Genomic DNA, 20,548 nt, shown 5'->3' with positions numbered 1-20,548 from the left:
CAAAACGGGACTATGATCGCAGCCAATGAAGGTCATCGCCATCGGCACGCTCCGCACCTTCTGGGATCGCCACCCGGATGCGGAGCAACCCTTGAAGGCATGGCATGACGAAGCCCGCCATGCCACCTGGAAAACGCCCCAGGACATCAAGCGGCATTACGCCAGCGCCAGCTTCGTGGGCCACAACCGCGTCGTCTTCAACATCAAGGGCAACGACTACCGCCTGGTCGTCGCCGTGGCATACAAGTTCCAGGCGGTCTACATCAAGTTCGTGGGCACGCACGCGCAATACGACCGCATCGATGCGGCCACCGTGGAGGACGCATGAATATCCATCCCATCCGCACCAAGGCCGACTACAAGCGCGCGCTCCGCGAGGTCTCCGCGTATTTCGACGACGAACCGGAGCCGGGCAGCGAGGACGGCGACCGCTTCGAGATCCTGGCCACGCTGGTGGAAGCCTACGAGTCGAAGCATTTCCCGATCGAAGCGCCCGACCCCATCGAAGCGATCCGCTTCCGCATGGAACAAGGCGGCCTGACCGTGAAAGACCTCGTGCCGTCCATCGGCCAGCCCAATCGCGTCTACGAAGTGCTCAACCGCAAGCGTGGATTGACGCTGGAGATGATCCGCAACCTGCATCGCAACCTCGGCATCCCCGCCGAAAGCCTGATCGGTGCCTGATCCCATGCGCATGCCCACCCCGCTGATCGCCCTCATCCTCGCCTTGTCTTGCGGCCTGGCGCAGGCCGCCGAGCCCGTCGCCCGCGTGCGCGTCGCCTTCGACCGCAACGGCGAGACCGCCACCCAGGCCGAGGGCCTGGCCGACATCGCCGCGAATCGCGCGATCGGCATCGACGACCCGGCGCGGATCGCCTCGATCAGCAAGCTGGTGACCGCGATCGCGGTACTGCGCCTGGTCGAGGCCGGCACGCTCTCGCTGGACGAGGACGTCGGCGAGCGGCTGGGCATGCCGCTGCGCAACCCGGCCTTCCCCGGCACGCCGATCACCCTGCGCATGCTGCTCTCGCACACCTCCAGCCTGACCGACGGCGCCGGCTACTGGGACGTGCCGCTGGGCACCGGCATCGAGGCGCTGACCGCCGATCCCAAGGCCTGGGACACCGGGCACGCGCCGGGCACCTACTTCCGCTACACCAACCTCAACTTCCCGCTGGTCGCGCAGGTGATGGAGCGCGCCACCGGCGAACGCTTCGACCGCCTGATGCGGCGGCTGGTGCTGTTCCCGCTCAAGCTGGACGCCTGCTTCAACTGGTCCGGCTGCAGCGACGCCGCGATCCGCCGCGCGGTGGTGCTGTACGACGCCGAACGCACGCCACGCAAGGACGACCTGCGCGGCCAGCGCCCGGCCTGCCTGGTGATCGCCGCGCGCGACGGCAGCTGCGACCTGGCGCAGTGGACGCCGGGCCGCAACGGCGCGCTGTACTCGCCGCAGGGCGGGCTGCGGATCTCGGTACGCGACCTCGCCCGCATCGGCCGGCTGCTGCTCAACGACGGCACGCTCGACGGCGTGCGCCTGCTCTCGCCTGGCTCGGTGCGCCTGCTCGCCGGCCCCGCGTGGACCTTCGACGGCGGCAACGGCGCGATCGGCGAGGAAGACGAACCCGCGCGCGGCGGCTTCTTCTGCGCCTACGGCCTGGCGACCCAGGTGCTGGCCAGCGGCGACGGCAGCCGCTGCCGCGACGACCTGTTCGGCGACGGCCGCCGCCGCATCGGCCACAGCGGCAATGCCTACGGCCTGCTCTCGGGCCTGTGGCTGGACCGCGCCGCCGGCACCGGGGTGGCCTACTTCGCCACCGGCGTGCCGAACGATTCGACCGGCGCGCATTCGGCGTTCAGTCGGGTGGAGGAGCAGAGCGCGGCGGGGTGGTAGCAATTCACTAGGTTCCGCCTGCTACCCTGGATACAGGGAGCACGCATGGCGTACTGGTGGGTCAACCACAAGCAAACGCGCAACCACGAAATTCGTGGCGGATACCTTTGGTCGCCGATCCGCAACGCCAACGGTGCGCGGAATCAGTCGTACGACAACATGTCACTGGTACGTCCCGGCGACATCGTCTTTTCGTACGCCGATGGATATGTCGGTGCCATTGGCCAGATTGTTGAATCAGCAGCCGTGAGCCCAAAGCCAACTGAGTTTGGAGCGGTTGGCGATTATTGGTCGAATGAAGGCTGGCTTGTGGATGTGCAGTTCTCACCAGCTGCAAAGCCAATTCGACCTAAAGATCACATCGAAGCGATTCGACCACACCTGCCAAAGATCTACTCGCCAATCCAGCTGAATGGCAACGGGAACCAAGGCATCTATCTCGCTGCGATTTCTGACGAGCTTGGGAAGCTTTTGATCGCGCTCCTACGGATGGAAGCAGACCCCATCTTCGCGTCTCCACTTCCCGAGATACCCGTGCCAGATGAAAGCCTGCTCACCGACCTGCAGGAAATTGGAAAGATCAGTGCAATTCCTGAGACACAACGAATTCAACTCTCCAAGGCCCGAGTCGGTCAGGGTCTTTTTCGTAATCGCGTCATGTTGCTCGACCCTAGCTGCCGAGTGACTGGCGTACGTGATCCGCGCCTACTCATTGCAAGTCACATCAAGCCGTGGAGAGAGTGTTCAAACGAAGAGCGACTTGATGGTCATAACGGAATCATGCTTTCACCGCATGTCGATGCGCTGTTCGACGCGCACCTGATCAGCTTCGAAAATAATGGAAAGATGCTCGTTCATCCGACACTACCGGATGATGTGCTCCATCGGTGGAGCTTGCGACGCGACACTGAGGTCGAGTGCTTCGCTCCTGAGCAGACGAAATATCTTGAACACCACCGGTCTAGCTTCACGCAGCAGTTCTAAGAGATCGTGGCATCAAGCACGACGCCTCGGCACTTGAGCAGGTCGCTTGGGCTCATAAGCTTTCAGGTTGGTATCCGCAGTAAGAATCTCTACGTCGTATCCCGCTTCTGAGTAATAGTCAGCAACGAACTTAATCGTAATGTCGCCCATCGCCATGCGCTGGGCAGCCATCACAGGCCACTCGTCAGAAAGTCTGCGAAGCGACACCTCACCCCAAAGATCGGATTGCTCAGTGAAGGTCGCCCATGGGTTATCTCCATCAAGGGTCGCCCTAAGATGAGCAACTAAGGTCTGCGCAACCTCATATCTGCTATTTGGCGCCTGTGCGATGTGATTCCCCGTTTCAACCAACGTGGCGATAGGAAGCACAAACGTCGTCCCTAAAGCTGTTTCACGATCAAGAATTTCATTCACGCGTGCGTGATCCCATAAATCGTCAGCCGCGCCGGCGGTTTCTTTGGTTGGAACCCTTAACCAGCAGCATAGAGTGCTTGTATCGATTATGAGAACGCGAAGACTCACTCAGGCCTCCGGCATAACAAAGTCAAACGACCTTTGGAGCGCGCCTTCAATCAATCCGCGACTCGACAAACGTCCGAGACTCCCTTGAGCAAGCAATTTTGGCAACTGCTTAACATCTTCCAGCAAAGTCAGCTTACTAAATCCAACCTTGGAGTCCCTATGTGCGACAGTAATAAATGGAAGCATTTCTGTGCCCATTGCATCGAGCAAAGCTGGGTTATGAGTCGTCGCCAGCACATCAACCCCTCGCTCCTTCCCGACTGTCCGCAACATTTCTAACAGCATGCTCGCTCTCGACGGATGTAGGCCGTTATCTACTTCTTCGATCACTAGCAGACTTTTGCTCGGCCTCGTGAGCAGAGCACTGAGGATTGCAAGGAACCTCAACGTGCCATCGGACATCCCTCGCGCATCCACCGTCGCAGTTCCCGCATCATCACCCCAGCTTTCCTCGCAGTAGAGCATCGCATCAGATTGGAACTTACCCACTCGCTCCGCATACACACGGCTAATGTCTCTTTCCGGAAGCTTGCTGGCGTACTTTGTTAACACTGCCTCGATTTCCGTGCGCTTCGCTTCCGGGAGCGCTGCAATTACGCCCGCAATGTTTCTGGCGTCTGACTCCAAAGCCTCGGACAGCGGAGAATATCCACGCATGTGAGATGGGATAGGATCTAAGATGAATATATCTCGAAGCGACCTTAGAACCGCATCAATTCCCTCTTGAATCTCTTGACGTAACTTCTGACCCATCAGCTGGAATAATATTGCGTTCGAACGCCCAAGCTGCCTAGGGGTGCCTTGCTTCTCGTTATAAAGTCTAGCGACTATAGTTGGAGAGGCCGGAGCACAATAATCGGTACGGAACAGTTTGATGGTTCCCGCCACCATTCGCCTACCGCCCTTACCAATGCGAAACTTTGTCCGAGTAAGCTGCTCCGAACTTACGTCACAGCGGCCATCTGCTACTTCACATACCAGTTTGTATTCATAGTCTGTCAAGCTATCCGCACGACACGTGACCCCTACCTCAAATGCATTTCCTGGTCGGCGTGCGGCCCACTCGATACCGCCACGAATTGGCGTGAGAGTGCTGTCGCCTTGTAGCGCAACCGAAAACATCGAACCCATTGATAAGCGATTTAGCATCGCCAACGCATCTAGGGCGTTTGATTTACCACTCGCATTAGTACCAATTACAACGGTTAATGGGTCGATCTGAAGAATTGCTTCTTCGTAACTCTTCCAATCTTTAATGATTAGCGAGGTAATCATTTCTACTCCGCAATGATTCGACCAAGTTCAGCTAGATTGGAGCACAAAAGGCGGCCACCGGCCGCCTTTTCCTTGACCCCTCCCCACCCCTCCCCTGCTGCGCAAGGGAGGGAGTTTGGATTCACGCCAGCAGCGGGTTCTGCTTCTCCGGATCCAGCTTGTAGAGCTTGATCGCGCGGGCCACGTCCTTGGCGGTGAGTTTGCCGTCGGCGGCCAGCGCGGCCACCGCGGCGTGGGCCACGTGGAAGCGGTCCACCTCGAAGTGGCGACGCAGGTTGGCGCGGGTGTCGCTGCGGCCGTAGCCGTCGGTGCCCAGCACGCTGTAGCGCATCGGCACGTATTCGCGGATCTGGTTGGCGAAGGTGCGGATGTAGTCGGTGGCGGCGATCGCCGGGCCGGCGCGGCCTTCCAGCTGCTGCGTCACCCAGGCCTTGCGCGGCGCCTTGGCTTCGGGGTGGAAGCGGTTCCAGCGCTCGGCGTCCACGCCGTCGCGGGCCAGCTCGGTGAAGCTGGGGCAGGACCAGATGTCGGCCTTGATGCCGAAGTCGGCGTCCAGCAGGTCGGCGGCGGCGATCACCTCGCGCAGGATGGTGCCGCTGCCCAGCAGCTGCACGCGCAGCTCGCCCTTCTTGCCCTTGCCGGCGTCCTTCAGCAGGTACATGCCCTTGATGATCCCTTCCTCGCTGCCCGCGGGCATCTCGGGGTGGGCGTAGTTCTCGTTCATCAGGGTGAGGTACCAGTACTCGTCCTGCTGCTCGGCCAGCATCCGCTGCATGCCGTGCTGGACGATGGTCACCACCTCGTAGGCGAAGGTCGGGTCGTAGCTGCGCACGTTGGGGATGAAGCTGCTCTGCACGTGGCTCTGGCCGTCCTCGTGCTGCAGGCCCTCGCCGTTGAGCGTGGTGCGGCCGGCGGTGCCGCCCAGCAGGAAGCCGCGCGCGCGCATGTCGCCGGCCTGCCAGGCGGAGTCGCCGATGCGCTGGAAGCCGAACATCGAGTAGTAGATGTAGAACGGCAGCATCGGCAGGTCGTTGGTGCTGTAGCTGGTCGCCAGCGCCAGCCACGACGAGAACGCGCCGCACTCGGTGATGCCTTCCTCCAGCACCTGCCCGGCCGCGTCCTCGCGGTAGAACATCAGCTGGTCGGCATCCACCGGCTTGTACTTCTGGCCCTGCGGGGCGTAGATGCCCAGCTGGCGGAACAGGCCCTCCATGCCGAAGGTGCGCGCCTCGTCGGCGACGATCGGCACGCAGCGCGGGCCCACCTGTTTGTCGCGCAGGATGATGTTGAACATCTGCACGAAGGCCATGGTGGTGCTGATCTCGCGCTCGCCGGTGGACTTCAGCAGGCGCTCGAAGGTCGCCAGCGGCGGCACCTCCAGCGACTGCGTGGCCTTGCGCCGGCGCTGCGGCAGGTGGCCGCCGAGCCGGGCGCGGCGCTCGCGCATGTATTCCATCTCCGGCGACTTCTCGTCCGGGCGGAAGAACGGGATGGCGCCGTCCTTCAGTTGGTCGTCGTCGATCGGCAGCTTGAAGCGGTCGCGGAACGCGCGCACGGCGTCGTTGTCGAGCTTCTTGGTCTGGTGGGTCGGGTTCAGCGATTCGCCCGCACCGCCCATGCCGTAACCCTTCACGGTCTTGGCGAGGACCACGGTGGGCTGGCCGGTGGTCTTCACCGCCGCGTCGTAGGCCGCGTACACCTTGTGCGGGTCGTGGCCGCCACGGTTGAGGCGCCAGATGTCGTCGTCGGACATGTTGGCGACCATCGCGCGGGTCTCCGGGTACTTCCCGAAGAAATGCTCGCGGGTGTAGGCGCCGCCGAAGGCCTTGCAGTTCTGGTACTCGCCGTCGACGGTTTCCATCATCAGCTTCTTGAGCATGCCCTGGCCGTCGCGCGCCAGCAGCGGGTCCCAGTAGCCGCCCCACACGGTCTTGATCACGTTCCAGCCGGCGCCGCGGAACTGGCCCTCCAGCTCCTGGATGATCTTGCCGTTGCCGCGCACCGGGCCGTCCAGTCGCTGCAGGTTGCAGTTGATGACGAAGACCAGGTTGTCCAGGCCCTCGCGGCCGGCCACGCCGATCGCGCCCAGCGATTCGGGCTCGTCGGTCTCGCCGTCGCCGAGGAAGCACCACACCTTGCGGTCGGTCTTCGGCATCAGGCCGCGCGCCTCCAGGTACTTCCAGCTGCGCGCCTGGTAGATCGCGGCGATCGGGCCCAGGCCCATCGACACGGTCGGGGTCTGCCAGAAGTCCGGCATCAGCCAGGGGTGCGGGTAGCTGCTGATGCCGCGGCCGTCGACTTCCATGCGGAAGTTGTCGAGCTGCGACTCGCTGATCCGGCCCTCGAGGAAGGCGCGGGCGTAGATGCCCGGGCTGCTGTGGCCCTGGATGTACAGCAGGTCACCCGGATGATTTTCCGAGGGCGCGCGCCAGAAGTGGTTGAAGCCGACGTCGTACAGCGTCGCCGAGGACGCGAAGCTGGCGATGTGGCCGCCCAGCTCGCCGGGCTTGCGGTTGGCGCGCACCACCATCGCCATCGCGTTCCAGCGGATCATCGAGCGAAGCCGCCATTCCAGCGTGGCGTCGCCCGGGAACGCCGGCTCCAGGTGGGTGGGGATGGTGTTGATGTATTCGGTGGTCGGCGCGAACGGCAGATGCGCGCCGGCGCGGCGGGTCAGCTCGACCATGCCTTCCAGCAGCTGGTGCGCGCGGGCGGCGCCGTCGTGGTCGATGACCGCCTTCAGCGATTCGATCCACTCCCGCGACTCCTGCGGATCGGGATCGTTCTGGAGCATTTCGTTGAGCCAGTGCATCGTGCGCGTCCTCGCCAGGCGGTCGGTCGGGGGCCGAGTCTAGCAAGCGCGGCTGCCGCGACGATGCTGCATCGCGTCGCGATCATGGTTTGATCCGGGTAAATCTTGGGACACCGCCACGGTGCGGCGGCAAGCGCGCTCCCACGCCATCGTGAAGGCAGCCTTCACGGCCATGAACCGTATCCTCACGCCGCGTGCCCGGCCCGGCCGCGCCGGCAACGGGCCGGCATCGGGGTGCGGGCTGGCCTGCCGCCCCGTCCGATGCACTCCATCACCCGCCACGCCTGGTTGCTCGGCGTCCTGCTGGTCGCCGCGATCCTGTTGATCGTGGTCGGCCCGCTGCTGGTGGTGCGCTCGGCCCACGACCAGGCGGAGCGCGCGGCCCAGCGGGTGATCCACACCTCCGAGGTCAAGGCGACCGTGCAGGCGCTGATGTACGACCTGCGCAACCGCGAGTCGGCCACCCTGGCCTACGCCGTGGGCCACGACACCGCCGCCATCCGCGAACGGCTGGAGGAAAGCCGCCGCGAGATCCCGCTGAACCTGGCCAAGGTCAAGCACCTGACCCGCGACAACCCCGAACAGCAGGTCCGGGTCGGCCAGCTGGAAGCGCTGATCAACCAGCGCGGGCAGATTACCGCGGACATCCTCGCCCGCCCGCCGGGACAGGCCGGCGTGTACCAGGTCGAGTGGCTGCTGGACCGCAACCCGCTGCGGGTGATCGGCAAGCAGATCGCCGACACCGAGGAAGCGCTGCTGGCGCAGCGCACCGCGCAGGCCGCCGCGCTGGAACGGCGCAGCGACACCGTGACCTGGGCCGCCGCCGTGGCGCAGCTGCTGCTGCTGGCCGGCATCGCCCTGCTGCTGCGCTGGCAGCTCGCCAGCCGGCGCAGCGCGGAAGCCGCCGCGGCGCGCTCCAGCGCGCGCGCGCAGGCGGTGCTGCAGACCGTGCGCGAGCCGGTGGTGCTGCTCGACGAGCAGCTGCGGGTGGCGATGCACAACCCCGCCTTCGCGGAAGTGTTCGAGGTCGGCGACGACGCGGTCGGCCGCGACATCGCGGAGATCGGCGGCGACACCTGGGCCACCGCCGAGATCCGCCAGCGCCTGGGCGACGTGCTGGCCCGTGGCCGCGAGCTGTGGGACCACGAGGTCGCCAGCGGCGGCCGCGTGCTGCTGGTCAACGCGCGGCGCATGGAACTGCCCGACGGCGACGGCAGCGTGGCCCTGGTCACCGCCAACGACGTCAGCGCGCAGAAGGCCGCCGAGCAGCGCGTGCGCGAGCTCAACCGCCAGCTGCAGGGCAAGGTGGACCAGGTCACCGACGTCAACCGCGAGCTGGAGGCCTTCAGCTACTCGGTGTCGCACGACCTGCGCGCGCCGCTGCGCCACATCGGCGGCTTCGCCGACAAGCTGGGCCGCCACCTCGGCGACCGCAACGACGAGAAGTCGCTGCACTACATCAACGTGATCACCACCTCGGCGCGGCGGATGTCGCGGCTGATCGACGACCTGCTGGTGTATTCGCGGCTGGGCCGCAGCGCGATGCGCCTGCAGCCGGTGGACATGCAGTCGGTGGTCGACGAGACCCGCGCGCTGCTCGACGCCAACAACGCCAACGACCATCCCGGCCACCGCATCGAGTGGCGCATCCAGCCGCTGCCGATCCTGGTCGGCGACGAGAACATGCTGCGCCAGGTCTGGCTCAACCTGCTGTCGAACGCGGTCAAGTACAGCGCGCGCAGCGAGCCCTCGGTGGTCGAGGTCGGCTATCGCCGGCTGGACGAGGGCGACTACGAGTTCACCGTCGCCGACAACGGCGTCGGCTTCGACATGGCCTACGCCGGCAAGCTGTTCGGCGTGTTCCAGCGCCTGCACGGCGTCAGCGAGTTCGAGGGCACCGGCATCGGCCTGGCCAGCGTGCGCCGCGTGCTGGCCCGCCACGGCGGCGCGATCCGCGCCGAATCCGCGCCCGGCGAAGGCGCCCGCTTCATCTTCACCCTGCCCGCCCCGGGCGATTCCAACCCACTGGACCCGACGCCATGACCCCGATCATCCGCTCCATCCTGCTCGCGGAAGACAGCCCGGCCGATGCCGAGATGGCGATCGACGCCCTGCGCGAGGCGCACCTCGCCAACCCCATCGTGCACGTCGAGGACGGCATCGAGGCGCTCGACTACCTGCTGATGCGCGGCAAGCACGCGGGCCGCGCCGAGGGCCTGCCGGCGGTGCTGCTGCTGGACATCAAGATGCCGCGCATGGACGGCCTGGAAGTGCTGCGCCAGCTGCGCGGAGACGAGCGCTTCAAGCGCCTGCCGGTGGTGGTGCTGACCTCCTCGCGCGAGGAGACCGACCTGGCCCGCAGCTGGGACCTCGGGGTGAACGCCTACGTGGTCAAGCCGGTGGACTCCGAGCAGTTCTTCCACGCGGTGAAGACGCTCGGCAAGTTCTGGGCGGTGCTCAACGAAACCCCCAACGGCGAGTGACGCCATGCTGCGCATCCTCCTGGTCGAGGATTCGCCCGACGACGCGGAGCTGCTCCGCTTCGCGCTGGACGATGCCGGCATCGACCACGAGCTGCGCCGCGCGTGGTCGCGGGCGTCGCTGCTCGAGGCGCTCGGCGACTTCACGCCCGGCGTGGCGGTGAGCGACCTGCACCTGCCGGGCTTCTGCGGCGCCGAGGCGCTGCGGCTGGTGCAGGCGCAACGCCCGGGCCTGCCGATGGTGCTGCTGTCCGGCGCGCCCGCCGAGGCGCCGGGCGACCTGCCCGCGCGCGTGCTCGACAAGGCCGCGCTGCACGGCCTGCCCGCGCTGCTGCGCGGGATGCTGGCGGCCTGAGCCTCAGCCGACGTCGCGCATCGCGACGCGGATCTGCGCTTCCACCGCGACGATCGCGGTCATGTTGACGATCCGCCGCGAGGTCGCGGCCGGGGTCAGGATGTGCGCCGGCTGGTCCAGGCCCATCAGGATCGGGCCGATCGCCACCCCGCCGGTCGCCACCCGGATCAGGTTGTAGCCGATGTTGGCGGCGTCGAGGTTCGGCATCACCAGCAGGTTGGCGCGGCCCTTCAGGGTGGTGTTGGGCATGATCCGCTGGCGCAGCAATTCGTCCCACGCGGTGTCGGCCATCATCTCGCCGTCCACCTCCAGCTTCGGCACGCGCTGGCGGATGATTTCGTAGGCGCGGCGCATCTTGGCCGCGCTGGCGTCCTGGTGGCTGCCGAAGTTGGAATGCGACAGCAGCGCGACCTTCGGCTCGATGCCGAACAGGCGCAGGCGGTAGCTGGCCTGCAGGGTGGCCTCGGCGATCTGCTCGGCCGACGGGTCCAGCTGCACGTGGGTGTCGACGAAGAACCACGCGCCCTTGTCGTTGATCACCCCGGTCATCGCCGCGGTGCCCTGCACGCCGGGCTCGAAGTCGAACACGCTGCGCAGGTAGCCCAGCTTCTTGTGGTAGCGGCCGACGATGCCGGTGATCAGGCCGTCGGCCTCGCCGCGCTCGACCATCAGCGCGGCGATCAGGGTGGGCCGCGAGCGCAGCAGGTTCTTCGCCGCGTCCGGGGTCACCCCGCGGCGCTCGGTCAGCGCGTGGTACTGGCGCCAGTAGTCGTCGAAGCGCGGGTCGTCGTTGACGTTGGTGAGCTCGAAGTCGACGCCGGCGCGCATGCGCAGGCCGAGCTTGGCGATGCGGTTCTCGATCACCTCCGGGCGGCCGATCAGGATCGGCTTGGCCAGGCCCTCGTCGATCACCGTCTGCACCGCCTGCAGCACCACGAATTCCTCGCCCTCGGCGTAGACCACGCGCTTGCGGTCGGCGCGCGCGCGCTCGTACACCGGCTTCATCATCAGGCTGGTGCGGTGGATGAACTGGCTGAGGTGGTCGCGGTAGCCGGCGAGGTCGGCGATCGGGCGCTCGGCGACGCCGGAGTCCATCGCCGCCTGCGCCACCGCCGGCGCCAGCATGGTCAGCAGGCGCGGGTCGAACGGGCGCGGGATCAGGTACTCGCGGCCGAAGGTCGGCACCTCGCCGCCGTAGGCGGAGCCGAGGTCGGAGGCCTCCATCCGCGCCAGCCCGGCGATCGCGCGCACGCAGGCCAGCTTCATCGCCTCGTTGATCCCGGTCGCGCCCACGTCCAGCGCGCCGCGGAAGATGTACGGGAAGCACAGCGCGTTGTTGACCTGGTTCGGGTAGTCGCTGCGCCCGGTGGCGATGATGCAGTCCGGGCGCACCGCCCTGGCGTCCTCCGGCAGGATCTCCGGGTAGGGGTTGGCCAGCGCCAGGATGATCGGGTTGGGCGCCATCGTGGCGACCATCTCCGGCTTCAGCACGCCGCCGGCGGACAGGCCGAGGAAGATGTCGGCGCCGTCCACGATCTCGGCCAGCGAGCGCTTGTCGGTGTCGCGCGCATAGCGCGCCTTGTCCGGGTCCAGCCCGGGGCGGCCGCGGTGGATCACGCCCTCGCGGTCGAACGCCAGGATGTGCTCCGGCTTCAGGCCCAGCGCCACCAGCATGTCCAGGCAGGCGATGCCGGCGGCGCCGGCGCCGGCGGTGGCCAGCCTGACGTCCTCGATGCGCTTGCCCGCCACTTCCAGCGCGTTCAGCACCGCCGCGCCGACGATGATCGCGGTGCCGTGCTGGTCGTCGTGGAACACCGGGATCTTCATCCGCTCGCGCAGCTTGCGCTCGACGATGAAGCACTCCGGCGCCTTGATGTCCTCGAGGTTGATGCCGCCGAAGGTCGGCTCCAGGCTGGCGATGATGTCGACCAGCTTGTCCGGGTCGCGCTCGTCGATCTCGATGTCGAACACGTCGATGCCGGCGAACTTCTGGAACAGCACGCCCTTGCCTTCCATCACCGGCTTGCCGGCCAGCGGGCCGATGTCGCCCAGGCCGAGCACCGCGGTGCCGTTGGTGACCACCGCGACCAGGTTGCCGCGCGCGGTGTACTCGCTGGCCTGGCGCGGGTCGGCGGCGATCTCCTCGCAGGCGTAGGCGACGCCCGGCGAGTAGGCCAGGGCGAGGTCGCGCTGGGTCACCATCGGCTTGGTCGCGGTGACCCGGATCTTCCCCTTCGGCGCGAGGCGGTGGTAGTCGAGCGCGGCCTGCTTGAGGTCGTCGTGGCTGGGCGTGTCGGACATCGGAACCATACCCGGTGGGTGGATCGGGGATGATACCCGCCCACCCCGCCCGCGACCCCGGGCCACGGAGGCATCGCCATGCTGGAACTGGATACCGTGCAGACCCTCGCCCTTGGCGGGCTGGCGCTGTTCCTGGGCTACGGCCTGTGCCGCGCGGTCCCGGTGCTGGGCCGCTACAACCTGCCGCCGCCGGTGGTGGGCGGGCTGGTGTTCGCCCTGCTGGCGACGCTGGCGCACGCACGCGGCACCACCCTCTACACCCTCGACACCAGCCTGCAGACGCCGCTGATGGTGGCGTTCTTCACCACCCTCGGCTTCAACGCCAGCCTGCGCCTGCTGCGCATCAGCGGCCGCCAGGTGGCGCTGTTCCTGCTGCTGGCCACGGTGCTGGCGGTGCTGCAGAACCTGCTGGGCGCGGCGGTGGCCACCGCCTTCGGCCTGCCGCCGCTGTTCGGGGTGCTGGCCGGCTCCACCACCCTGACCGGCGGGCCGGCGACCGGGCTGGCCTTCGCGCCGCTGTTCGAGGCCGCCGGGGTGCAGGGCGCGGCGACCATTGCGGTGGCCACCGCGATGTCCGGCATCCTCCTCGGCGGGCTCATCGGCGCGCCGCTGGCGACCCTGATGATCCGCCGCCACCGCCTGGTCTCGATGCAGCCCGGGTCGCGGGTCGCGCCCGACGATGCCGGCCCGGTCGAGGCCGGCACCGAGGCCCAGCGCGAATACCGCGCGCTCAAGAGCCTGGTGATGATCCTGCTGGCGATGTGGCTGGGCGGCTGGGTCAGCGGCCTGCTGGAAGGCGCCGGGCTGACCCTGCCCGCCTACGTCGGCGCGATGCTGGTCGGCGCGGTGGTGCGCAACCTCGACGACCGCTTCGGCTGGTTCGGCCTGTCGGTCCCGACCACCGACCTGGTCGGCAATGTCAGCCTGTCGCTGTTCCTGGCGGTGGCGCTGATGAACCTCAAGCTGTGGGAGCTGGCCGGGCTGGCCGCGCCGCTGGTGGTCAACCTCGGCCTGCAGGCTGCGCTGGTCGCGCTGTTCTGCCTGGTCGTGCTGCGCGCGATGGGCCGCGACTACGATGCCGCGGTGATGTCCGGCGGGTTCTACGGCTTCATGATGGGCACCACCGCGAACGCGATGGCGGTGATGCGCGCGCTGGTCGAACGCTACGGCGCCGCGCCGCGCGCGTTCCTGGTCGCACCGCTGGTGGGCGCGTTCTTCATCGACTTCACCAATGCGCTGCTGATCACCGGCTTCCTCAACCTCTGGCGCTGACGCTCAGTCGTCGGCCAGCACCACGCGGTCGCCGGGGCCGGCGGCGGGGTCCGGTGGCGCGGCCAGCGGGCCGGGCCGTCCTTCCAGCGCGGCGGCCAGCGCCTCGCGGTCCAGCGCGCCGTCCCAGCGCGCGACCACCACCGTCGCCACCGCATTGCCGATGAAGTTGGTCAGCGAGCGGCACTCGCTCATGAAGCGGTCCACGCCGAGGATCAGCGCCATCCCGGCCACCGGGACCTCGGGCACCACCGCCAGCGTCGCCGCCAACGTGATGAAGCCGGCGCCGGTGACGCCGGCCGCGCCCTTGGAACTGAGCATCGCCACCAGCAGCAAGGTGAGCTGGTGGCCGAGGCTGAGCTCGGTGTCGGTGGCCTGGGCGATGAACAGCGCGGCCAGGGTCATGTAGAGGTTGGTGCCGTCGAGGTTGAACGAGTAGCCGGTGGGCACCACCAGCCCGACCACCGGCTTCGCGCAGCCCGCGCGCTCCAGCTTCTCCATCAGCGACGGCAGCGCCGATTCCGACGACGAGGTGCCCAGCACCAGCAGCAATTCCGCCTTCAGGTAGCGCACCAGCTTGAGGATCGAAAACCCGGACAGCCTCGCCACCGCGCCGAGCACCACCAGCACGAACAACAGCGCGCTCGCGTAGAACGCGCCGACCAGCCAGGCCAGGTTGGCGAGCACCGCCAGCCCGTACTTGCCGATGGTGAAGGCGATCGCGCCGAACGCACCGACCGGCGCCGCGCGCATCAGCAGGTGGACCACGCGGAACACCGCCGCCGACAACGCCTCGAGCAGGGCCAGCAGCGGCCGCCCGCGCGCGCCCGACTGCGCCAGCGCGATCCCGAACAGCACCGCGACGAGCAGCACCTGCAGGATGTTGTCGCCGACCAGCGGGCTGGCCAGGGTCTTCGGGATGATGTCCAGCACGAAGCCGGTCAGGGTCAGCGCGTGCGACTTGTCCACGTAGTCGTGGACCGCGGCCTGGTCGAGGTCGGCGGGGTCGACGTGCATGCCGGCGCCGGGCTGGGCCACGTGCGCGACGACCAGGCCGAGCACCAGCGCCAGCGTCGAGAAAAAGAGGAAGTACGCCATCGCCTTGAGGAACACCCGGCCGACCCCGCGCAGGTGCGGCATGCCGGCGATGCCGGTGACGATGGTCAGGAAGATCACCGGCGCGATGATCATCTTCACCAGCTTGATGAAGCCGTCGCCGAGCGGCTTCATCGCCTCGCCCAGCGCGGGCTGCAGGTGGCCGAGCAGCGCCCCGGCCACGATCGCCACCAGTACCTGCACGTACAGGTGCCGGTACCACGGCAACGGCGGCGCGGCGGGCGTGTCGGTGGCGTGCATCGGGCGGTCCAGTCGGGGATCGGCGGATGGTAGCCCGCGCGGCGGCGCGAGCGCGGCATCGGCTACCCTGCCCGGATGCCCACGCATGCCACGTTCCGTCGCCTCGCCCTGCCGGTGTTCGCGCTGGCGTTGCTGCTGCAGCTGCCGCTGGCGCTCAACCCGGGTTACTACAGCCACGACGAGTTGCAGTGGGCAGCCTTCGCGCAGGCGGGCATGCCCGCCGGCTGGACCGATCCCGGCGCGTTCCAGTACCGGCCGCTGACCTTCGCCACGTGGATGGCGCTGTCGCGCGCCCTGTTCGACACCCCGATGCTGTTCCATGCGGTGCTGGTCGCGTGGGGCGCCGCCAATGCGACGCTGCTGGCCCTGGTCGGCCGCGGCTTCGGCCTGGCCCCGCGGGTGGCAATGGCCGGCGCGCTCGCCTTCGTGCTCACCCCGTACGCGGCGTACACGCATGGCTGGGTGGGCTGCATCGCCGACCTGCTGTGGGTGTCCTGCGCGCTCGTGCTGGCGCTCGCGGTGCAGCACCTGCGCGCGGCCTGGCAGGCCGGCCTGCTGGCGGCGCTGCTGACGGGCGCAGGCCTGCTGGCGAAGGAAGCGGCGTTCGCGATCCCGCCGCTGCTGCTGGTCGCGGCGGTGTTCGACGGCACCCGCCGGCGCGAATGGACCATCGCGATGCTCGCGGCGGGCGTGGCCTGCGCGTTGTATCTCGGCCTGCGCGTGGATTCCCTGCTGCATGCACCGCGCGACGGCGCGCAGTATGCGTTGTCGCCGTGGAACGCCCCGTTGCGCTGGTTCGAATACCAGGTGTTCGCGCCGATCCCGCCGCTGCTGGAGGCGTTCACCGTGCTGCAGCGCCCGGTCCCGGTGCTGGTGGCCGCCGCGCTGTGGCTGGCGTTGGTGGCGGCGCTGTGGCGCGCCTGCCGGCGTTGCGCCGCGGTGTTCCTGCTGGGTGGGGTCGCCGCGTTGCTGCCGGTGCTGCCGCTGGGCGCGAGCTGGAACCACTACGCCTACGGCTTCGCCGCGGTCGCCTGCATGGCGGTGGCCGCGGCCTGGCCGCAGGCCACGCGCGGCGGTCGGCTGGCGATCGGCGGCTTCGCCCTGCTGACCTGCCTGCATGGCGCGGTGGTGATGGCGCGGATGCACCAGGTCGGCCGCATCCAGTCGGTGTTCTCGCCAGCGCTGGCCGCGGCGCTGGCGGCGCGTCCGGCGAATGCGACCCTGGCGCTGCGGCTGGACCGCGACGCCAAGCCTTGGGTGTTCCAGCGCCTCACCCACCAGATCCCGTCCTACGCCGGCGTGCCGATCGGCACGCGCGTGCACCTGGTCGATGCCGCGGCGCCGGCCGACTACCGGATCACCGCCGACGGCCGCCTCATCGCGCTGCGCTAGCTAGATCTCGACGACGGTTTCGCTGTCCATGATCTGGTCCAGCCGGATCCGGTTGGCGAACAGCGAGAACGCGAGCATCCCGGCCAGGCCGTTGGCGCGCGCCACCCATTCCGGCAGCCAGCGCGGCGGTTGCAGGTCGCCGCTGTCGAACAGCGGCTCGAAGCGCGCGACGTCGGCCAGGGTCATCTTGCCGGCGAACAGCAGGCGGCACAGCCGCAACTTGTCGTGCTTGAGCGCCCAGCGGAAGAAGGTGTGCACGCCGATCAGCCCGCGCAGGTAGACCGTGTCCTTGGTGAAGGCCGCGCCGCCGGTGGTGGGCACCCCGCGGAACACGCGCTGCGCCGAGGTGAAGCTCTCCACCTCGTCCTGCCCGGCGTCGAGGAAGTAGCGGAACACCTGCAGGAAGTCGGCGCCTTCCAGCGCCATCGCCACCGCCTCGATGCGCAGGCTGACCCGCTTCATGCGCTCGATGTCGATGCTGCCGGTGATCTGCTCGGCGAACACCGCCAGCCCCTCCTGGGTCGCGGTGGTGCGCGGCGAAGACAGCGCCAGGCTCGGCAGCACCCCCTGCTGCTGGCCGTTCAGCGCGGTCAGCGAATGCACGAAGGCTTCGTGCTGCAGCAGCTGGTGGCGGTCGTAGTCGGAGAACGCGGCGCCGGCGCGCAGGCGGATGCGGGTGGGGCCGGCGGCGGCCTTGGCGATCAGGTCGGGATCCAGCTGCACGGTGATCACGCGCGCATCGAAGTAGTCGTCGAGCGCCGCCTGCAACTGCAGCGACAACGCGGTCGCCGAGATCTGCACCTGTTCGGCGGGCGCCAGCAGTTCGCGATCCAGCTCATTGGCAATCGCGATGAAGTGGTTGGCCGCCTCGCGAGTGGTCGCGCCGCCGGGCAGGGCATGGTCGGGCTTGCCGAACAGCGCGACCGACAGCCCGGTCACCGCCGGCGTGCCGAGCTGCTCCAGCAGTTCGGCGGCCAGCGACCAGCCCTGCGCGGATTCGACCAGGTACACGCCCAGCGGATGCGCGGGATCCGCGGCGGCGGCGATCGCCGCGAACTCGCGGCGGGCGTCGCTGAAGTCGTGCTTCGGATAGGCGTAGGCGGGCAGCCGCGGGTTGCCGCGCGCCCAGCCGGCGAGGAAGGCCTGCTGCTCGCTGGCCGGCCAGCTGGCGAGGCTCAGCAGCCGCACGCCCCTGGCGGCCTTCGCCAGCCGTGCGTCGAGCGCCGCGTGGTGGGCGATCTCGGGCCGCGGGCGCGCCGGGAGGTCCATCTCAGTGGCGACCGTATTTCTCGTCGAGGCGCTTGTTCAACGCCTTGCCCTGCACCCGCGCATCGGCCTTCTGCGCCAGCCGGGTGGCGAGCTGGTTGGCCGCGCCGGCGACCTCCGCGCTGAGCTTGACGAAGTTGGCGACGCGCTCGGCCTCCAGGGTGCCGGCCTCGATGGCGGCGCGTACCGCGCAGCCCGGCTCGCGGGCGTGCCGGCAATCGCGGAACCGGCATCGCGCGGCCAGCGCCTCGATGTCGGCGAAGCTTTCGGCGACGTCCTCCTCGCCGGTCGGCTTGAGCTCGCGCATGCCCGGGGTGTCGATCATGCAGGCGCCGGTCGGCAGCGCGATCAGCGCGCGGTGGGTGGTGGTGTGGCGGCCGCGGTCGTCGCCCGCGCGCACCGCGCCGGTCTTCATTTTCTCGATGCCGAGCAGGGTGTTGGTGAGGGTCGACTTGCCGGCACCGGAACTGCCGACCAGCACGATGCTGCAACCCGCGCCCAGCCACGGCGCCAGCGCGTCGACGCTAGCCCGGTCCTTGGCGTTGACGTGCACCACCGGCACGTCCAGCGCGCGCAGGTCGTGCAGGGCGGCGTCCACGTCGGCGCCGTCCTTGTCGGACTTGGTCAGCACGACCACCGGCTGCACCCCGCTGCCCGCCACCAGCAGCAGGTAGCGCTCGATCCGCCGCGGGTTGAAGTCGGCATCCAGCCCGCTGACCACGAACACGCTGTCGATGTTGGCCGCGATCACCTGCTGCCGGTAATGCTCGCCGGCCGCGCCGCGCTTGATCGCGGAGAAGCGCGGCAGCAGGGCGACGATGCGCAGGCTGTTGGGCGCCTCGCCCTCGACCAGCACCCAGTCGCCCACCGCCGGGCGCTGCTCGGGCGACAGCTCGCCCTTGCGGTAGCTGCCGGCGCGCTGCCATTCCGGCAGCGATTCCGCGCGATGCGCCGCGTCCACCGACTCGGAGACGAGGTAGCCGCTGCGGTGCTGCTCAACGATGCGCGCGGGCCGTGCCTGCGGATGCGCGGCGACGATCGCGGCCCAGTCCGGGTCCAGGGTCGGCGGCGTCCAGCGCCAGCCGATGGCCTGCAGGGGGGTCATGCGCGTCGGGCAGCCGTCATGGCGGGATTCTAGCCCCGGGACGCGATGTTGCAGTGGCATGTCCCGGCGGGGGGCCGGGTTCGAGCGCGCCAGGGATGGCGCGCGGCCGCCCATCGGAGCCGGACGCGAAGCCTGGGCGGCGAAGCCCGCGCCCCGCCGGGACGTGCCACGTTCGGGAACCTTTTCCGCTACGCTGGCGGCTTCGCTTGCCCCCTGCCCCGCACCGATGTCGCCGTACAACCCCCGCCACAAGATCGCCACCCGCACCCGCCTCACCGAAGTCCGCTACGAGATCCGCGGCGAACTGGCGCGGCGCGCCCGCGAGCTGGAGGGCCAGGGCCGGCAACTGATCAAGCTCAACATCGGCAATCCCGGCGCCTTCGGCTTCCGCGCCCCCGAGCACCTGCAGCGCGCGATCGCCGACCGCATCGAGCGCACCGACCCGTACACCCACCAGCAGGGCCTGCCCGAGGCCCGCGAGGCGATCGCCGCTTTCCACAAGGCGCGCGGCACCCCGAATGCCTCGCCGGAGCGCGTGTTCGTGGGCAACGGGGTCAGCGAGCTGATCGACATCGCCCTGCGCGCCCTGCTCAACCCGGGCGAGGAAGTGCTGGTGCCCTCGCCCGACTACCCGTTGTGGAGCGCGGCCACCATCCTCAACGACGGCCGCCCGGTCTACTACAAGTGCGACCGCGACAACGGCTTCCTGCCGGACCCGGACCAGATCGAATCGCTGGTGTCCTCGCGCACCCGCGCCATCGTCCTGATCAACCCCAACAACCCGACCGGCGCCAACTACCCGCGCGACTTGCTGGAGCGCATCGTCGCCATCGCCCAGCGCTACCGCCTGCTGCTGCTGGTCGACGAGATCTACGACCACATCCTGTACGACGACGCGCTGTTCCAGCCGGTCGCGCCGCTCGCCGGCGACCTGCCCTGCCTGAGCTTCGGCGGCCTGTCCAAGGTGCATCGCGCCTGCGGCTGGCGGGTCGGCTGGGCGGTGCTGTCCGGCGATCCGGTCGCCTGCGGCGACTTCCACCATGCGATGGACCTGCTCGGCGCGCTGCGCCTGTGCGCCAACGTGCCGGGGCAATTCGCGATCGAACAGGCGCTGCACGGCGCCGACACCATCACCCCGCTGTGCCGGCCCGGCGGCCGCCTCTACGAAACCCGCCGTGCCCTGGTCGAAGCCTGCGACGCCAGCCCGCACCTGTCGCTGGTCGCCCCGGCGGGCGCGCTGTACGGTTTCCCGCGCGTGGTCGGCCCGGCGGCGCAGGGCTTCGACGACCACGGCTTCGCGCTGCAGATGCTCGAAGAGGAAGACGTGCTGATCGTGCCCGGCACCAGCTTCAACGTGCCCTATCGCGACCATTTCCGGGTGACCCTGCTGCCCGAGGCGCCGATGCTGCGCGAGGTGTTCACCCGCATCGACCGCGTGCTCGCGCGCCGCGCGGAAGGCGAGCGCCGCAGCGCGGTGGCCTGAGGATGGGTTGGACGCCCGAAAAGGGGTCAGAGAACCTTTCCCGCGGAATCCCCA

17 protein-coding genes are annotated in these 20,548 nt (G+C 68.4%); 10 read left to right on the top strand and 7 right to left on the bottom strand.

All coding sequences use genetic code 11. The features are described 5' to 3' along the window. Positions 1–25: 25 nt before the first annotated feature. Genes ON759_RS10700 through ON759_RS10685 form a run of 4 tightly spaced genes read left to right on the top strand, consistent with a single transcriptional unit; the run spans position 26 to position 2,878 of the window. Positions 26–328 (top strand): type II toxin-antitoxin system HigB family toxin, encoded by a 303-nt coding sequence (locus ON759_RS10700; protein ID WP_271680374.1) that lies wholly within the window; start codon positions 26–28, stop codon positions 326–328. Beyond that, positions 325–684: a helix-turn-helix domain-containing protein gene (locus ON759_RS10695; protein WP_271680373.1), complete on the top strand. Its 360-nt coding sequence runs from the start codon at positions 325–327 to the stop codon at positions 682–684. Before ON759_RS10700 ends, ON759_RS10695 begins: the two co-directional genes overlap by 4 nt. A gap of 4 nt (positions 685–688) precedes the next feature. Next, entirely contained in the window at positions 689–1,894 is a 1,206-nt protein-coding gene (locus ON759_RS10690; protein WP_271680372.1) for a serine hydrolase domain-containing protein, read from the top strand. A 45-nt stretch (positions 1,895–1,939) separates the two neighbouring features. Beyond that, positions 1,940–2,878 (top strand): HNH endonuclease, encoded by a 939-nt coding sequence (locus tag ON759_RS10685; RefSeq protein ID WP_271680371.1) that lies wholly within the window; start codon positions 1,940–1,942, stop codon positions 2,876–2,878. Between the two features lie 12 nt (positions 2,879–2,890). Here ON759_RS10685 and ON759_RS10680 read toward each other — a convergent pair whose 3' ends face one another. The 3 genes from ON759_RS10680 to aceE form a co-directional block, all read right to left on the bottom strand. After that, positions 2,891–3,292, bottom strand: coding sequence for a hypothetical protein (locus ON759_RS10680; RefSeq protein WP_271680370.1), 402 nt, complete (start codon positions 3,290–3,292; stop codon positions 2,891–2,893). A 108-nt stretch (positions 3,293–3,400) separates the two neighbouring features. Continuing rightward, positions 3,401–4,675 (bottom strand): AAA family ATPase, encoded by a 1,275-nt coding sequence (locus ON759_RS10675; RefSeq protein WP_271680369.1) that lies wholly within the window; start codon positions 4,673–4,675, stop codon positions 3,401–3,403. Positions 4,676–4,796: 121 nt separating this feature from the next. After that, a complete protein-coding gene (aceE, locus tag ON759_RS10670) occupies positions 4,797–7,487 on the bottom strand; it encodes a pyruvate dehydrogenase (acetyl-transferring), homodimeric type (RefSeq protein WP_271680368.1) in 2,691 nt (896 codons plus the stop codon). Positions 7,488–7,748: 261 nt separating this feature from the next. On the opposite strand from aceE, the gene ON759_RS10665 reads away from it, so the two are divergent. The 3 genes from ON759_RS10665 to ON759_RS10655 are packed head-to-tail and all read left to right on the top strand — an operon-like array spanning position 7,749 to position 10,322. Continuing rightward, positions 7,749–9,530 carry an ATP-binding protein gene (locus ON759_RS10665; protein ID WP_271680367.1) on the top strand — a complete coding sequence of 594 codons (1,782 nt, stop codon included), beginning with the start codon at positions 7,749–7,751 and terminating at the stop codon, positions 9,528–9,530. Continuing rightward, positions 9,527–9,970 carry a response regulator gene (locus ON759_RS10660; protein WP_271680366.1) on the top strand — a complete coding sequence of 148 codons (444 nt, stop codon included), beginning with the start codon at positions 9,527–9,529 and terminating at the stop codon, positions 9,968–9,970. Before ON759_RS10665 ends, ON759_RS10660 begins: the two co-directional genes overlap by 4 nt. 4 nt (positions 9,971–9,974) lie before the next feature. Next, on the top strand, positions 9,975–10,322 hold the full coding sequence (locus tag ON759_RS10655; RefSeq protein WP_271680365.1) for a response regulator: 348 nt from the start codon (positions 9,975–9,977) through the stop codon (positions 10,320–10,322). Positions 10,323–10,325: 3 nt separating this feature from the next. Here ON759_RS10655 and ON759_RS10650 read toward each other — a convergent pair whose 3' ends face one another. Next, positions 10,326–12,623 carry an NADP-dependent malic enzyme gene (locus tag ON759_RS10650; protein WP_271680364.1) on the bottom strand — a complete coding sequence of 766 codons (2,298 nt, stop codon included), beginning with the start codon at positions 12,621–12,623 and terminating at the stop codon, positions 10,326–10,328. Positions 12,624–12,701: 78 nt separating this feature from the next. On the opposite strand from ON759_RS10650, the gene gltS reads away from it, so the two are divergent. Then, positions 12,702–13,895, top strand: a complete 1,194-nt coding sequence (gltS, locus tag ON759_RS10645) for a sodium/glutamate symporter (RefSeq protein WP_271680363.1) — start codon at positions 12,702–12,704, stop codon at positions 13,893–13,895. A 3-nt stretch (positions 13,896–13,898) separates the two neighbouring features. On the opposite strand, the gene ON759_RS10640 is transcribed toward gltS, so the two are convergent. After that, complete coding sequence (locus ON759_RS10640; RefSeq protein ID WP_271680362.1) at positions 13,899–15,248, bottom strand: dicarboxylate/amino acid:cation symporter; 1,350 nt, start codon at positions 15,246–15,248, stop codon at positions 13,899–13,901. A gap of 75 nt (positions 15,249–15,323) precedes the next feature. Here ON759_RS10640 and ON759_RS10635 point away from each other — a divergent pair, with 75 nt between their 5' ends. Then, a complete protein-coding gene (locus ON759_RS10635; protein WP_271680361.1) occupies positions 15,324–16,640 on the top strand; it encodes a hypothetical protein in 1,317 nt (438 codons plus the stop codon). On the opposite strand, the gene ON759_RS10630 is transcribed toward ON759_RS10635, so the two are convergent. Both ON759_RS10630 and rsgA read right to left on the bottom strand, forming a co-directional pair. Next, positions 16,641–17,909 carry a flavohemoglobin expression-modulating QEGLA motif protein gene (locus tag ON759_RS10630; protein ID WP_271680360.1) on the bottom strand — a complete coding sequence of 423 codons (1,269 nt, stop codon included), beginning with the start codon at positions 17,907–17,909 and terminating at the stop codon, positions 16,641–16,643. A gap of 1 nt (position 17,910) precedes the next feature. Next, complete coding sequence (gene rsgA, locus ON759_RS10625; protein WP_271680359.1) at positions 17,911–19,011, bottom strand: ribosome small subunit-dependent GTPase A; 1,101 nt, start codon at positions 19,009–19,011, stop codon at positions 17,911–17,913. A gap of 226 nt (positions 19,012–19,237) precedes the next feature. Between rsgA and ON759_RS10620 the strand changes: the two genes are divergently transcribed. Beyond that, positions 19,238–20,494, top strand: coding sequence for an aminotransferase class I/II-fold pyridoxal phosphate-dependent enzyme (locus tag ON759_RS10620; RefSeq protein ID WP_271680358.1), 1,257 nt, complete (start codon positions 19,238–19,240; stop codon positions 20,492–20,494). The last annotated feature ends 54 nt before the right edge of the window (positions 20,495–20,548 follow it).

The sequence above is a fragment of the Thermomonas mangrovi genome (assembly GCF_028201335.1).
In the GTDB taxonomy this organism is placed as follows: domain Bacteria; phylum Pseudomonadota; class Gammaproteobacteria; order Xanthomonadales; family Xanthomonadaceae; genus Thermomonas; species Thermomonas mangrovi.
Note: the sequence above shows the minus strand (reverse complement) of the source record. Positions and strands in the feature narration are given on the sequence as shown.